Annotated in this window: 12 protein-coding genes, 1 tRNA gene and 1 pseudogene; 7 read left to right on the top strand and 7 right to left on the bottom strand. The window is 72.2% G+C overall.

Annotated features, from left to right (window positions below):
- Positions 1-18: 18 nt before the first annotated feature.
- The 3 genes from AC230_RS26765 to AC230_RS26775 form a co-directional block, all read right to left on the bottom strand.
- A tRNA-Pro gene (locus tag AC230_RS26765) sits at positions 19-92 on the bottom strand.
- Positions 93-138: 46 nt separating this feature from the next.
- Positions 139-897: a Pr6Pr family membrane protein gene (locus AC230_RS26770; RefSeq protein ID WP_049718950.1), complete on the bottom strand. Its 759-nt coding sequence runs from the start codon at positions 895-897 to the stop codon at positions 139-141.
- 38 nt (positions 898-935) lie between these two features.
- Positions 936-1862, bottom strand: coding sequence for a metallophosphoesterase (locus tag AC230_RS26775; RefSeq protein ID WP_049718951.1), 927 nt, complete (start codon positions 1860-1862; stop codon positions 936-938).
- A gap of 119 nt (positions 1863-1981) precedes the next feature.
- Here AC230_RS26775 and AC230_RS26780 point away from each other — a divergent pair, with 119 nt between their 5' ends.
- Entirely contained in the window at positions 1982-2443 is a 462-nt protein-coding gene (locus tag AC230_RS26780; RefSeq protein WP_049718952.1) for a GatB/YqeY domain-containing protein, read from the top strand.
- A gap of 168 nt (positions 2444-2611) precedes the next feature.
- On the opposite strand, the gene AC230_RS26785 is transcribed toward AC230_RS26780, so the two are convergent.
- Entirely contained in the window at positions 2612-4792 is a 2181-nt protein-coding gene (locus AC230_RS26785) for a transglycosylase domain-containing protein (RefSeq protein WP_049718953.1), read from the bottom strand.
- 385 nt (positions 4793-5177) lie between these two features.
- Here AC230_RS26785 and AC230_RS26790 point away from each other — a divergent pair, with 385 nt between their 5' ends.
- A complete protein-coding gene (locus AC230_RS26790) occupies positions 5178-5513 on the top strand; it encodes a WhiB family transcriptional regulator (protein WP_049718954.1) in 336 nt (111 codons plus the stop codon).
- 122 nt (positions 5514-5635) lie between these two features.
- Here the strand turns inward: AC230_RS26790 and bagB are convergent.
- Positions 5636-7162 (bottom strand): annotated as a pseudogene (gene bagB, locus AC230_RS33205) (ATPase BagB); the annotation flags it as partial.
- Positions 7159-8172, bottom strand: a complete 1014-nt coding sequence (gene bagA, locus AC230_RS26800; protein ID WP_049718955.1) for an ATPase BagA — start codon at positions 8170-8172, stop codon at positions 7159-7161. The gene bagA and the pseudogene bagB, both read right to left, overlap by 4 nt.
- A 71-nt stretch (positions 8173-8243) precedes the next feature.
- Here bagA and AC230_RS32805 point away from each other — a divergent pair, with 71 nt between their 5' ends.
- The 4 genes from AC230_RS32805 (at position 8244) to AC230_RS26815 (ending at position 10698) form a co-directional block, all read left to right on the top strand.
- The gene (locus AC230_RS32805; RefSeq protein WP_157868670.1) at positions 8244-8399 is read left to right on the top strand and encodes a Sp36 family protein; all 156 of its coding nucleotides are present in this window, start codon (positions 8244-8246) and stop codon (positions 8397-8399) included.
- On the top strand, positions 8396-8860 hold the full coding sequence (locus tag AC230_RS26805; RefSeq protein WP_049718956.1) for a RidA family protein: 465 nt from the start codon (positions 8396-8398) through the stop codon (positions 8858-8860). Before AC230_RS32805 ends, AC230_RS26805 begins: the two co-directional genes overlap by 4 nt.
- Positions 8861-8950: 90 nt before the next feature.
- On the top strand, positions 8951-9859 hold the full coding sequence (locus AC230_RS26810; protein WP_049718957.1) for an NUDIX hydrolase: 909 nt from the start codon (positions 8951-8953) through the stop codon (positions 9857-9859).
- On the top strand, positions 9856-10698 hold the full coding sequence (locus AC230_RS26815; protein ID WP_049718958.1) for an MBL fold metallo-hydrolase: 843 nt from the start codon (positions 9856-9858) through the stop codon (positions 10696-10698). Before AC230_RS26810 ends, AC230_RS26815 begins: the two co-directional genes overlap by 4 nt.
- Positions 10699-10859: 161 nt before the next feature.
- Here the strand turns inward: AC230_RS26815 and AC230_RS26820 are convergent, their stop codons facing one another.
- On the bottom strand, positions 10860-11534 hold the full coding sequence (locus AC230_RS26820; protein ID WP_004939715.1) for a Crp/Fnr family transcriptional regulator: 675 nt from the start codon (positions 11532-11534) through the stop codon (positions 10860-10862).
- A gap of 250 nt (positions 11535-11784) precedes the next feature.
- On the opposite strand from AC230_RS26820, the gene nth reads away from it, so the two are divergent.
- Positions 11785-12681: an endonuclease III gene (gene nth / locus AC230_RS26825; RefSeq protein ID WP_049718959.1), complete on the top strand. Its 897-nt coding sequence runs from the start codon at positions 11785-11787 to the stop codon at positions 12679-12681.
- Positions 12682-12721 lie beyond the last annotated feature (40 nt).

Below are 12721 nucleotides of genomic sequence, written 5' to 3' on the forward strand. Positions count from 1 at the left end.
GACCTGGTGTTACACCTGTCGGGGTGGCGGGATTTGAACCCACGACCTCTTCGTCCCGAACGAAGCGCGCTGCCAAGCTGCGCTACACCCCGATGTACCCCGAGTCCCCGCTTGCGAGGGTCCCCGGCGCAACGAGCTCTACTTTAGCGGACCGGAGCCCGTAGGCGAAATCCGATTCCGGGGGGTGCGCAGGTGGGGGCGTACGCGGTCGGCGAGGGTGAGGGCGAGGGCCAGGGCGTAGAAGGCGAGGCCGAAGACGACGGCGTTGGTGGCGATGCCGGCGTAGCCGTGCAGGTCGACGTCCAGGAAGGGGTAGGGGTAGCGGCCGTCGGTGCCGGGGTCGAGGAGGGCGCCGCGGATCAGGGCGAAGGGGAGGTAGAGGAGGGGATAGACCAGCCACTGCCAGGCGTGGCGGAGGAGGAAGCCGCCGGGCGCGGTGAGCACGAGCCAGTCGAAGGCGGCGGCGAGCGGGGTCACGGTGTGGAGGAGCTGGTTGGCGGCCGATTCAAGGGGGGTGCGCTCGCTGGTCATCGAGAAGCCGCTGGAGTCGTTCGAGAGAACGAAGTGGAAGACGAGACCGGTGATGGAGATGTAGAGCAGGGCCGCGCCCGTGATCCGTGGGGAGAGGGCCGGGCGCCCGGTCCAGGCGCGGCGGGCGGACCAGGCGAAGGCGGCCGCGAGGAGCAGGTTGGACTGGATGGTGAAGTAGCTGAAGAGCCGGCCCAGGTCGTCGGAGTCGATCGTGTCCAGGACGACGCCGGTGACGGCGGCCAGGGCGACGAGCGCGCGGAAGGCCGCCGCGAAGGGGCGGCGGCCGGCCGGGACGACGGCGGAGGCGGGAACGCTCGCGGCGCTCGCCGCGCCGGGCCGGGTGGTGGAGGGGGGCGGATCGATCATCCCTCCACCGTACGGGTGCCCGGGAAACGATCAGCCGTTCAGTCGCGTGGGACCAGGGTGAGCAGTGTGGCCTCGGGCGGGCAGGCGAAGCGGACGGGGGTGTAGCGGTTGGTGCCGCAGCCGGCGGAGACGTGCAGGTACGAGCGGTGGCCGCCCGCCCGGTGGGTGGACAGGCCCTTGACCCGGCCGGTGTCGATGTCGCAGTTGGTGACCAGGGCCCCGTAGAAGGGGATGCAGAGCTGGCCGCCGTGGGTGTGGCCGGCGAGGATCAGCGGGTAGCGGTCGGCGGTGAAGGCGTCGAGGACCCGCAGGTAGGGGGCGTGGACGACGGCCATCGAGAAGTCCGCGTCCGCGACCGGACCGCCGGCGACCTCCGCGTACCGGTCCCGCTTGATGTGCGGGTCGTCCAGGCCGGTGAGCGCGATCTCCCTGCCGTCGATCTTCAGGCGTCCCCGGGTGTTCGTGAGGTTGATCCAGCCCGCCTCGTCGAAGCCGTCGCGCAGCTCCTCCCACGGGTTGTGGATCGCGCCCACGACGGGGGCGTTGCCGTTGAGGCCGTGCCGGCCGGTGGCCTTCTCGATCAGGTAGCGGGCCGGGTTGCGCAGCTTGGGCCCGTAGTAGTCGTTGGAGCCGAAGACGTACGCGCCGGGGAAGCGCATCAGCGGGCCGAGCGCGTCGAGCGTCTCGGGGACGCCCTCCGGGTCGGAGAGGTTGTCGCCGGTGTTGATCACGAAGTCGGGGCGCAGCCCGGCGAGGGACTGCAGCCAGCGCTGCTTCTTGCGCTGTCCGCCCACCATGTGGATGTCGGACACCTGCAGGACCCGCAGGGGCCGCATGCCGGGCGGCAGGACGGGCACCGTGACCCGGCGGAGCCGGAAGGAGCGGACCTCGAAGCCGGCGGCGTAGGCGATGCCCGCCGCTCCGGCTGCTGTGATTCCCAGGGGTACTGCGTATCGCGCGCGCATACGGCCATGGTCGCAGACCGGGGCGGCCCCGGACGCCACGGGCCCGGCGGGGGAGGGGAGTTGTGGGGGACGGCGGTTAATGGGCGGCACCGGAGCGGGCGGGATGCGAAGATTGCGCCATGACCACGCTCAAGGCAAAGCTCCAGGATGACCTCACCGCCGCGATCAAGGCGCGCGACGAGCTGCGCTCCTCCTCCCTCCGTCTCACCCTCTCCGCCATCGGCTACGAGGAGACGGCCGGCAAGACCGCCCGGGAGCTCTCCGACGACGAGGTGCTCAAGGTGATCACCCGCGAGGTGAAGAAGCGCCGCGAGGCCGCCGAGGCGTTCGCGAAGGGCGGCCGCGCCGAGCAGGCCGAGCGTGAGCGCGCGGAGGGCGAAGTGCTCGCCGCCTACCTGCCGGCCCAGCTGTCGGACGAGGAGCTGACCGCGCTCGTCGCGGAGGCCGTGGCCGAGGCGAAGGCGGGCGGTGCCGAGGGGCCCAAGGCGATGGGCGCCGTCATGAAGATCGTCAAGCCGAAGGTGGGGAACCGGGCCGAGGGCGGCCGGGTGTCCGCCGAGGTCAAGCGCCAGCTCGCGTAGCGCGTAGCGCGGAGGGCGCCGGGCACCGGATACGGGAACGGGCACCGGATACGGGAACGGGCACCGGATACGGGAACGGGCACCGGATACGGGAAAGGGGCCCGCCCAGGACCGTACGTGGTCCGGGCGGGCCCCTTTCCCCTGACCGTCGGGCAGGGATCCCGGGCGTCAGTGGGGACGGTTGGCCCTGCCGGGCTTGTTGCCGGGGCCCGGGTGGTTCTTCCCGCCGCCCTTCTTGTTCTTCCCGTCCTTGTCCTTGCCCTTGTCCTTCGCCTTGTCCGAGCCGCCGGTGTCGATGCCCGAGACGGTGTCGAAGGACGGTGCGGGCCTGCCCTCCAGGGCGCCGCTCATGGCGTCGCGCCAGATGGGCCCCGGGGTGTCACCGCCGTAGACCTGGCCGTGGTAGACGCCGCCGATGGTGATGTCCTCCATCGACACCTCGTCCCCGGCGCCGCCGACCCACACCGCGCCCGCCATGTTGGGGGTGTAGCCGACGAACCAGGCGGCCTTGCGGCCGTCGGTCGTACCGGTCTTGCCCGCGCTGTCACGCCCGCCGAGGCCGGCCTCCTTGCCGGTGCCGTCCTCGACCACGCCCTTGAGCAGGGTGTTGATCGTCTCGGCGGTCTCCTCGGACATGGCGCGCGAGCAGCTCGACTTGGGGACGTTCAGCGGCTTGCCGTTGGGGCCCTGGGCCGAGGTGATGAGGACGGGGGTGCAGTAGGTGCCCTTGTTGGCGAAGGCGGCGTACGCGGCGGCCATCCTCAGCGGGGCCATACCCGCGGCGCCACCGATGGCCATGGCCGGCACCTCCTCCATCTTCTGCCCGCTGGCCGGCTTGAGGCCGAGCTTGTCCGCCATCTTCACGGCCGGGCAGAGGCCGATGTCCTCGAGGAGCTGGATGTAGTACGTGTTGACCGACTTGGCGGTCGCCTCGGCCATGCCGTACGGGCCGACCTCGCTCCGGTTCTCGTTGTTGACCTGGTCGCCGCCGTTCTTCCAGGTGCCCTTGCAGGTCGCGATCTCGGAGGGGTACGGCATGCTGTACGGCGACGAGTACGTCTGGTTCGCCGACTTGCCCTCCTCCAGCGCCGCCGCCGCGATGATCGGCTTGAAGGTGGAGCCGGGCTGGAAGCCGTACGTCGAGCCGCCCATGGCGTGATCGGCCGACAGGTTGATCTGCGTCTGGTTCTTGCCGAAGCCGTACGGCTTCGACTGGCCCATGCCCAGCACCTTGCCCGTGCCCGGTTCGACGATCGAGATCGCCGTGGCCACCGAGTCGCTCTGGTAGACGTGATCGGTGATCGACTTCTGGACGGACTTCTGCGTCTGCGGGTCGAGGGTCGTGCGGATCGTCATGCCGCCCTCGTTCCACCGCTTGGCGCGGGCCTCCTTCGTCTTGCCGAAGGCGGGGTCCTGGAGGAAGACCTGGCGGACGTAGTCGCAGAAGAAGCCGGCGCCGTTGACGGCGGTGATGCAGCCGCTCTTCGGGCGGCTGACGTCGAGCTTGATCGGCTTGGCCTTCTCGGCGTCGGCCTGGGCCTGGGTGATGTTCTTCAGGTCGGCCATGCGCTGGAGGACCATGTTCCGCCGCTGGGTGGCCGCCTTGGGCGCGTTGACCGGGTCGAAGCGGCTGGGCGACTGGACGATGCCGGCCAGCAGGGCGGACTCGCCGAGGGTGAGGTCCTTGGCGTGCTTGCTGAAGTAGCGCTGGGAGGCGGCCTCGACGCCGTACGCCTGCTGCCCGAAGAAGGTGATGTTCAGGTAGTTGGCGAGGATGCGCTGCTTGCCCAGCTCCTTCTCGACCTGGATGGCGTACTTCAGCTCCTTGACCTTGCGGCCGACGGTCTGCTGCGTGGCGACGGCGACCTTGTCCGGGTCGTCGCCGGCCTCCTCGACGAAGACGTTCTTGACGTACTGCTGGGTGAGGGTCGAGGCGCCCTCGGAGACGCCGCCGCTCTGGGCGTTGCGGTTGAGGGCGCGGAGCACGCCCTTGAGGTCGACGGCGCCGTGCTCGTAGAAACGGGCGTCCTCGATGGCGACGATCGCCTTCTGCATCCAGGGCGAGATCTTGCCGAGGGGGACGACGGTGCGGTCGCGCGAGTAGACCTTGGCTATCTCGCCGCCCTCGGAGTCGAGGATGACGGTCCGCTGGCTCAGCGGCGGCGTCCTGAGGTTCGCGGGGAGCTCGTCGAAGCCCTCCACCGTGCCCTTCGCCGCCAGGCCGAAGGCGCCGACGCCCGGCAGGGCCAGTCCCGCCAGAACGACTCCGGAGAGGACGCTGACGCCGAGGAACTTGGCGGCCTGCCGGCCCCCCGAAGAGGACCCCCCGCCCGAGCGCTTCATAGCCATGGGGGAAAGCCTACGTTCTCATTCGGCGGACAGACGCCCGTGTGTTCGCCTACGCTGTTTTACGCCAGTCACTGCGGTCGTCTTCAGCATCACCTCTGCCTTCACTCCTGTAGGTGATGAGGTGTGTCCAGATCGCCGCCTGTGTCACGGGACGTCCCGTCCAGGAGGGGTGAACTGCCCTTATCCGTACGGAAAAGTCGCTGTTGTCGCCAGCTCACTCCGTTGGGTGATCTGCCGCGTACGCATAGTCCCTTCGGGCTATCCAAGATTGGGCCCGAAGGGGGTGTTGCCCCCTGTCCTGCTTCCGTAACGTCCTCAACTGGCAACGGTGAATATGCCGCTGCCGCCGTGGGGGAGCCTCGATTCGGGAGAGGACGGCGCCAGCATGAGCTGGGTAACCGACTGGAGTGCGCAGGCCGCCTGCCGCACGACCGATCCGGACGAACTGTTCGTTCAGGGCGCAGCACAGAACCGGGCCAAAGCGGTCTGCACCGGGTGCCCGGTCCGTACCGAATGCCTGGCCGACGCGTTGGACAACCGCGTCGAGTTCGGCGTGTGGGGCGGGATGACGGAGCGCGAGCGGCGGGCGCTGCTGCGGCGCCGGCCGACGGTGACGTCGTGGCGCCGCCTGCTGGAGACGGCCCGCACGGAGTACGAGCGCGGCGCCGGCCTCCTGCCGCTGGGCGAGGAGGAGTACGACGCGTACGCGGCGGCGGGCTAGCCCTCGGAGCCCCGCGCGGGGGCGTCCCGCTCCGGGCCCCGTCCCGCGTGGTGTGCGCGGACGGCCGGATCGGCCGTGGCCTGGGCCGGCAGGGGGGCCGGACCGTCCGGGCCGGTGCGGCCGGCGAGGCGTTCGCCGATGGACCGCAGGCCCGCCAGGTCGTGGACGTCGCCGGGGAGCGCGGCCACTTCGGCCACCGGTACGTCCGGATGCAACGCGGTGAAGCGATCGCGGGTCCGCCGCTCGCGCGCCAGCACCCGCATGCGTTCGGCGTGCAGGCGCAGCAGCCCCGCGGCCAGCCGCTCGGTGGAGATCTCCTCGGAACCGGTGGAGGCCGTCCCGGTGGGCACCGCGGATTCCGCGTGCACCGGGGGCACTCCGGGGGACACGGGCCGGGGGAAGCCGCTCTCGGGAGAGGATGTGTCGAGGGGAGTGGCGGTGCCAGGGTCATCAGCGGTACGTGTCCCAGCTTGCCCGCTGTCACGATCCACAATGCCGGTGCCGGCAAGATTTTCCGGGTAATCCGCGGCGGCCGTCGGGTTGTTGACGGTTTCGGTCGGGTCGTTGACGGTTCCGGTCGCGTCGCCCGCGCTCCCGGCCGTACCGTCCTCCGGCCCCTCCGCGGTTCCGTCCGCCGTACTGCCCCCCGGTCCCTCCCCCGGTCCCTCCGCCGTTCCGTCCGCCGGGCGGTCCGCCGTCGTGAGGGGGCCCTCCGTCAGCGCCTCGGCCGCCGCCAGCGCGCGCTCGGCGGAGAGCCGGGCGGCCCCGCTGCCGTGCACCCGGTTGAGCACCAGCCCGGCCAGCGGCATCCGCTCCTCCGCCAGCCGCTGGACGAAGTAGGCGGCCTCGCGCAGCGCGTCCCGCTCGGGCGCGGCCACCACGAGAAAGGCCGTTCCGGGCGCCTGGAGCAGGCGGTACGTGGCATCGGCGCGGGTACGGAATCCGCCGAACATCGTGTCCATCGCGGCCACGAAGGTCTGTACGTCGCGCAGCAGTTGGGCGCCCATCAGTTTGTTGAGGGGGCCGCTCATCACCGACATGCCGACGCCCAGGAACTTCATCCCGGCCCGTCCGCCGATCTTCGCGGGGGCCATCAGCACCTTGATGAGCCTGCCGTCGAGGAACGAGCCGAGCCGGCCCGGGGCGTCCAGGAAGTCCAGCGCGGAGCGGCTCGGCGGCGTGTCGACGACGATCAGGTCCCACTCGTCGCGGGAGCGCAGCTGGCCCAGCTTCTCCATGGCCATGTACTCCTGCGTGCCGGCGAAGCCGGCCGACAGGGACTGGTAGAAGGGGTTCTCCAGGATCGCCCGGGCGCGGTCGCGGTCCGCGTGCGCCTCGACGATCTCGTCGAAGGTCCGCTTCATGTCCAGCATCATGGCGTGCAGTTCGCCGCCCGCCGAGCCGTCGACGCCGGGCACGCGCCGTGGCACGTTGTCCAGTTCGTCGATCCCCATGGACTGCGCCAGCCGCCGCGCCGGGTCGATGGTCAGCACCACGGCCTTCCGGCCGCGCTCCGCGGCCCGCAGGCCGAGCGCCGCGGCGGTCGTCGTCTTGCCGACCCCGCCGGAGCCGCAGCACACCACGATGCGGGTGCCGCGGTCGTCCAGGATGGCGTCGACGTCGAGAGCGGTCGTCCTGTCCAGGCTCACCTGGCCCCCTCGCTCGTGCCGGTCACGATCTCCCGCGTGCGCAGCACACGGGCCATGCGGTAGAGCCCGGCCAGGTCCACCCCGTCGCCGAGCAGGTCCAACTGGCAGGTCGGAAGGCCGAGTTCCGCGATTCTGGCGCGGCTGCCGCGTTCGAGCGCGAGCCGTGCGGTGTGCTCGCGGGCCTCGTCCAGCAGCGGGGTGACCAGGGCGCCCGCCGCGTCCGCCCGGCTCCGGCCGCCGGAGGAGGTGCGGGCGAGGGCGTGGGCGAGGGCCTCGGCCACGGCCGCGCGCCGGCCGTTCGCCGCGTCCTCCACGGCCGCCCCGTCCAGCACTTCGGGCCGCACCATGTTGACGACGACGCTGCCGACCGGCAGGCCGGCGGCGCGCAGCTCGGCTATGCCGTCCACGGTCTCCTGGACCGGCATCTCCTCCAGCAGTGTCACCAAGTGCACCGCCGTCTCGGGGGACTTGATGACGCGCATCACCGCCTGGGCCTGGTTGTGGATCGGTCCGATCCGGGCCAGGCCGGCGACCTCGTCGTTGACGTTGAGGAAGCGCGTGACGCGGCCGGTCGGGGGCGCGTCCATGACGACGTGGTCGTAGACGAAGCGGCCCGCGCGGTCCTTCCTGCGCACCGCTTCGCAGGCCTTGCCGGTCAGCAGGACGTCCCGCAGGCCGGGGGCGATGGTCGTCGCGAAGTCGATCGCCCCCAGCTTCTTCAGGGCCCGTCCGGCGCTGCCGAGTTTGTAGAACATGTGGAGGTAGTCCAGCAGCGCCCGTTCGGCGTCGATGGCCAGCGCGTGGACCTCGCCGCCGCCGGGGGCCACCGCGATCTTCCGCTCCTCGTAGGGCAGTGCCTCCGTCTCGAAGAGCTGTGCGATGCCCTGGCGGCCCTCCACTTCGACCAGCAGCGTGCGTTTGCCCCCGGCCGCGAGGGCGAGTGCGAGAGCAGCGGCGACGGTGGTCTTGCCGGTACCGCCCTTGCCGCTGACGACATGGAGCCTGCTCATGGTGCGGAGCCTAGCCAAGCCCCGTGGCGACCGCGCACGAGGCTGTCGGTGGGAGGCATTACAGTCGGGCCATGACCAAGTGGGAATACGCAACCGTGCCGCTGCTGGTGCACGCGACCAAGCAGATTCTGGACACCTGGGGCGAGGACGGCTGGGAGCTCGTCCAGGTCGTTCCGGGGCCCAACCCGGAGCAGCTCGTGGCCTACCTGAAGCGGCCGAAGCAGTGAGCGCCGTCGAGGCGAAGCTCGCCGAGCTCGGGCTGACGCTGCCGGACGTCGTGCCGCCGCTGGCCGCGTACCAGCCGGCCGTGCAAACCGGTTCGTACGTGTACACGGCGGGCCAACTGCCCATGGTCAAGGGCGCGATCCCGGTGACCGGCAAGGTCGGCGCCGAGGTGAGCCCGGAGCAGGCCAAGGAGCTGGCGGGCGTGTGCGCGCTCAACGCGCTGGCCGCCGTGAAGTCCGTCGTGGGCGACCTCGACAAGATCGTGCGTGTGGTGAAGGTCGTCGGCTTCGTCGCCTCCGCGCCCGACTTCACGGGCCAGCCCGCCGTCCTCAACGGGGCCAGCGAGCTGCTGGGCGACGTCCTGGGCGAGAAGGGCGTGCACGCCCGCTCCGCCGTCGGTGTCGCGGTGCTCCCGCTGGACGCGCCGGTCGAGGTCGAGATCCAGGTCGAGGTCGCCGGCTGACGGCCGCGGCGGGCTCCTCGGCGTCGCGGCCCGCCGGCCGGGGCGCGGGGGCCCCTCGAACATCCGCCCGTGAGCGCATAGCATCCGGCCATGGCGACGACCAACGGCCAGTGGTACCCACCGGAATGGCCCGACCGGATCCGGCTGCTCGCGCGGGGCGGGCTCGACCCCGTGACGCCGCGCCGCGCCGCCACGGTCCTGCTGCTGCGGGACGGGGCGGAGGACGGGATCGCCGTCCACATGCTGCGCAGACGCGCCTCCATGGCCTTCGCCGGAGGCGCGTTCGCGTATCCGGGCGGGTCCGTGGATCCGCGCGACGAGCGGGACGTGCCCTGGGCCGGGCCGTCGCCCGAGGAGTGGGCCGGGCGGCTGGGTGTCGAGCCGGCCGCGGCGCAGGCCATCGTCTGCGCGGCGGTCCGCGAGACGTTCGAGGAGGCGGGCGTCCTGCTCGCCGGGCCGGCCCCGGCCACGGTCGTGGCCGACACCACCGGCCCGGAGTGGGAGGCCGACCGGGCGGCGCTCGTCAGCCACGAGCTGTCGTTCGGCGACTTCCTCGAACGGCGCGGCCTGCTGCTCCGCAGCGACCTGCTGGGCGGCTGGGCGCGCTGGATCACCCCGGAGTTCGAGCCGCGCCGCTACGACACCTGGTTCTTCGTCGCCGCGCTGCCCGAGGGGCAGCGCACCTGCGACGACTCCACCGAGGCGGACCTCGCGGTGTGGACGGCGCCCGCCGAGGCGGCCGCCGGCTACGACCGCGGCGAGCTGCTGATGATGCCGCCGACCATCGCGACGCTCCGCTCGCTCGTGCCGTTCGGCAGTGTGGCCGAGGCGCTGGGCGCGGCGGGTGAGCAGGATCTCACCCCGGTGCTCGCGCGCGTCGAGCTCGTCGGGGAAGAGATCGTGCTGAGCTGGCCCGGGCACGAGGAGTTCAGCAAGCACCTTCCCTTCCGCCTGCCGGGCCCGCCGCACATTCCAGCGACTCCGGGAGCCGATGCATGACGAACCAAGCCGAGGCCGCCGACCTGCCGGGCCGGCCGCGCGCGGCCGTTCCGGGCGGGCCCGCCACCGAGCGAGCGACCTGCGTCCTCGCGCCCAATCCGTCCGTGATGACCCTCGACGGCACCAACACCTGGCTGCTGTCCGAGCCGGGCTCCGGCCTGGCGGTCGTCGTCGATCCCGGGCCGCTGGACGAGGGCCACCTCCGGGCCGTCGTCGCCACGGCGGAGGCGGCGGGCAAGCGGATCGCCCTCGCCCTGCTCACCCACGGCCACCACGACCACTCCGACGGCGCGGCCCGGCTGTCCGAGCTCACGGGCGCCCCGGTGCGGGCGGTGGACCCGGCGCTGCGGGCCGGCGGCGGCGAGGGCCTGGCCGCGGGGGACGTGATCACCGTCGGGGGCCTCGACCTGCGTGTGATCCCCACGCCCGGTCACACGGCCGACTCGGTCTCCTTCCACCTCCCGGCGGACCGCGCGGTCCTCACCGGCGACACCGTCCTCGGCCGCGGCACGACCGTCGTCGCGCACCCCGACGGACGCCTCGGCGACTACCTCGACTCGCTGCGGCGGCTGCGGACGCTCGCCGTCGAGGAGGACGTCCGGACGATCCTCCCCGCGCACGGCCCCGTCCTGGACGACGCCCGGGGTGCCCTGGAGTACTACCTCGCCCATCGCGCCAAGCGCCTGGCCCAGGTGGAGACGGCCGTCGAGGCGGGCCACCGCACGCCCGAGCAGGTCGTCGCCCACGTCTACGCCGACGTCGACCGCGCGGTCTGGCCGGCGGCGGAGCTGTCGGTCAGGGCGCAGCTGGACTATCTCGGGGAGCACGGGCTGATCTAGGCACGGCCGCGGGAAACGGCCGGAGTCCGTCAAGTCCGGCGCGCCCGGCGCCGTCAACCCCGCTCACGGGCGGCTCCCTTGGGGGTTCTCCGGTACATGCGGAAGCCCCGCCTCCGGGAGGGGGCGGGGCTCCGTCGTGCAGGACGGCGGGCGGGCGCGCGTCAGCGCGAGCGCTTCGCCAGGCGCTCGACGTCCAGCAGGATCACGGCGCGCGCCTCCAGGCGCAGCCAGCCGCGGCCGGCGAAGTCGGCGAGGGCCTTGTTGACCGTCTCGCGGGAGGCGCCGACGAGCTGGGCGAGCTCCTCCTGGGTGAGGTCGTGCACCACGTGGATGCCCTCCTCGGACTGCACGCCGAAGCGGCGCGACAGGTCGAGCAGGGCCTTGGCGACGCGGCCGGGGACGTCCGAGAAGACGAGGTCCGACATGGAGTCGTTGGTGCGGCGCAGGCGGCGGGCGACGGCGCGCAGCAGGGCCGTGGCCACCTCCGGGCGGGCGTTGAGCCACGGCTGGAGGTCGCCGTGGCCGAGGCCGAGGAGCTTGACCTCGGTGAGCGCGGTGGCGGTGGCGGTGCGCGGCCCCGGGTCGAAGAGGGAGAGCTCGCCGATGAGCTCGCCCGGGCCCAGGACGGCGAGCATGTTCTCGCGGCCGTCGGGGGAGGTGCGGTGGAGCTTCACCTTGCCCTCGGTCACCACGTAGAGGCGGTCGCCCGGGTCGCCTTCGTGGAACAGGGCGTCGCCCCTCGCGAGCGTGACCTCGCCCATGGAGGCGCGCAGCTCAGCGGCCTGCTCGTCATCGAGCGCCGCGAAGAGCGGGGCGCGCCGCAGAACGTCGTCCACGAGTTCTCTCCTTGTCGACATGCACAGAGGACCGTGGTCCCCATGATGCCCGTCGGTAAAACTGTGTGATCAAACACAAGTGTGGCGCATCGTCGGCGGAAGCCCTACGGCAGGGGTCCGATTGGGCTGTGCTTTTCCCGCGGCCGGGGCGGATGTCACTGCTGGGCTTTAGTCTGGCCGAGTGTCCAATACGCCGGTGAGAGCACAGGGCAAGGGGGCCGGGAGGGTGACGTCGACGGAGGATTCCGCTGTGGGCGAACGCCCCGCCGCGAACGGGGCGAACGACGCAAAAGAGGCGAAACCGAGAGCCCGCCGGGCGGCGGGGAGGACGGCCGGGGCGGCCGAGGGGAAGAAGAAGCCCGCCGCCGTGAAGCCGGGGAAGCCCGAGTCGCGCACGGCCCTCGTCCGGCGCGCCCGGCGGATCAACCGCGAGCTCGCCGAGGTGTATCCGTACGCCCATCCGGAGCTCGACTTCGAGAACCCCTTCCAGCTCCTCGTCGCCACGGTCCTCTCCGCCCAGACCACCGACCTGCGGGTCAACCAGACCACCCCGGCCCTCTTCGCCGCCTACCCGACACCGGAGGACATGGCGGCCGCCGACCCGGAGGCGCTGGAGCAGCTGATCAGGCCGACGGGCTTCTTCCGGGCCAAGGCGAAGTCGCTGATGGGCCTGTCCGCCGCCCTGCGCGACCGCTTCGGCGGCGAGGTGCCCGGCCGCCTGGAGGACCTCGTCTCGCTCCCGGGGGTCGGCCGCAAGACGGCCAACGTGGTGCTGGGCAACGCCTTCGGGGTCCCGGGGATAACCGTCGACACGCACTTCCAGCGCCTCGTGCGCCGCTGGCGGTGGACCGCCGAGACGGAGCCGGAGAAGATCGAGGCCGAGGTCTGCTCGCTCTTCCCGAAGAGCGACTGGACGATGCTGTCGCACCGCGTCATCTTCCACGGCCGCCGCATCTGCCACTCCCGCAGGCCCGCCTGCGGGGCCTGCCCGATCGCCCCGCTGTGCCCGTCCTACGGCGAGGGCGAGACGGATCCGGAGAAGGCGAAGAAACTGCTCAAGTACGAGAAGGGCGGCATGCCCGGCCAGCGGCTCAAGCCGCCGCCGGACTTCCCGGGCCCGCCCGCGCCCCCGCTGGGAGCCGCATGACGGACCGGCGCGCGGGAGCACCGCGCGCCCGACGGGCACG

The sequence above is a fragment of the Streptomyces caatingaensis genome, from assembly GCF_001187435.1.
Taxonomy (GTDB): Bacteria; Actinomycetota; Actinomycetes; order Streptomycetales; family Streptomycetaceae; genus Streptomyces; species Streptomyces caatingaensis.

Excerpts from the sequence above, each read along its gene's own strand:
- AC230_RS26785 (WP_049718953.1), bottom strand. The coding sequence starts at position 4,792 with ATGGCTATGAAGCGCTCGGGCGGGGGGTCCTCTTCGGGGGGCCGGCAG.
- AC230_RS26775 (WP_049718951.1), bottom strand. The coding sequence starts at position 1,862 with ATGCGCGCGCGATACGCAGTACCCCTGGGAATCACAGCAGCCGGAGCG.
- AC230_RS26780 (WP_049718952.1), top strand. The coding sequence starts at position 1,982 with ATGACCACGCTCAAGGCAAAGCTCCAGGATGACCTCACCGCCGCGATC.
- AC230_RS26770 (WP_049718950.1), bottom strand. The coding sequence starts at position 897 with ATGATCGATCCGCCCCCCTCCACCACCCGGCCCGGCGCGGCGAGCGCC.
- AC230_RS32805 (WP_157868670.1), top strand. The coding sequence starts at position 8,244 with ATGACCAAGTGGGAATACGCAACCGTGCCGCTGCTGGTGCACGCGACC.
- AC230_RS26810 (WP_049718957.1), top strand. The coding sequence starts at position 8,951 with ATGGCGACGACCAACGGCCAGTGGTACCCACCGGAATGGCCCGACCGG.
- bagA (WP_049718955.1), bottom strand. The coding sequence starts at position 8,172 with ATGAGCAGGCTCCATGTCGTCAGCGGCAAGGGCGGTACCGGCAAGACC.
- AC230_RS26790 (WP_049718954.1), top strand. The coding sequence starts at position 5,178 with ATGAGCTGGGTAACCGACTGGAGTGCGCAGGCCGCCTGCCGCACGACC.
- AC230_RS26815 (WP_049718958.1), top strand. The coding sequence starts at position 9,856 with ATGACGAACCAAGCCGAGGCCGCCGACCTGCCGGGCCGGCCGCGCGCG.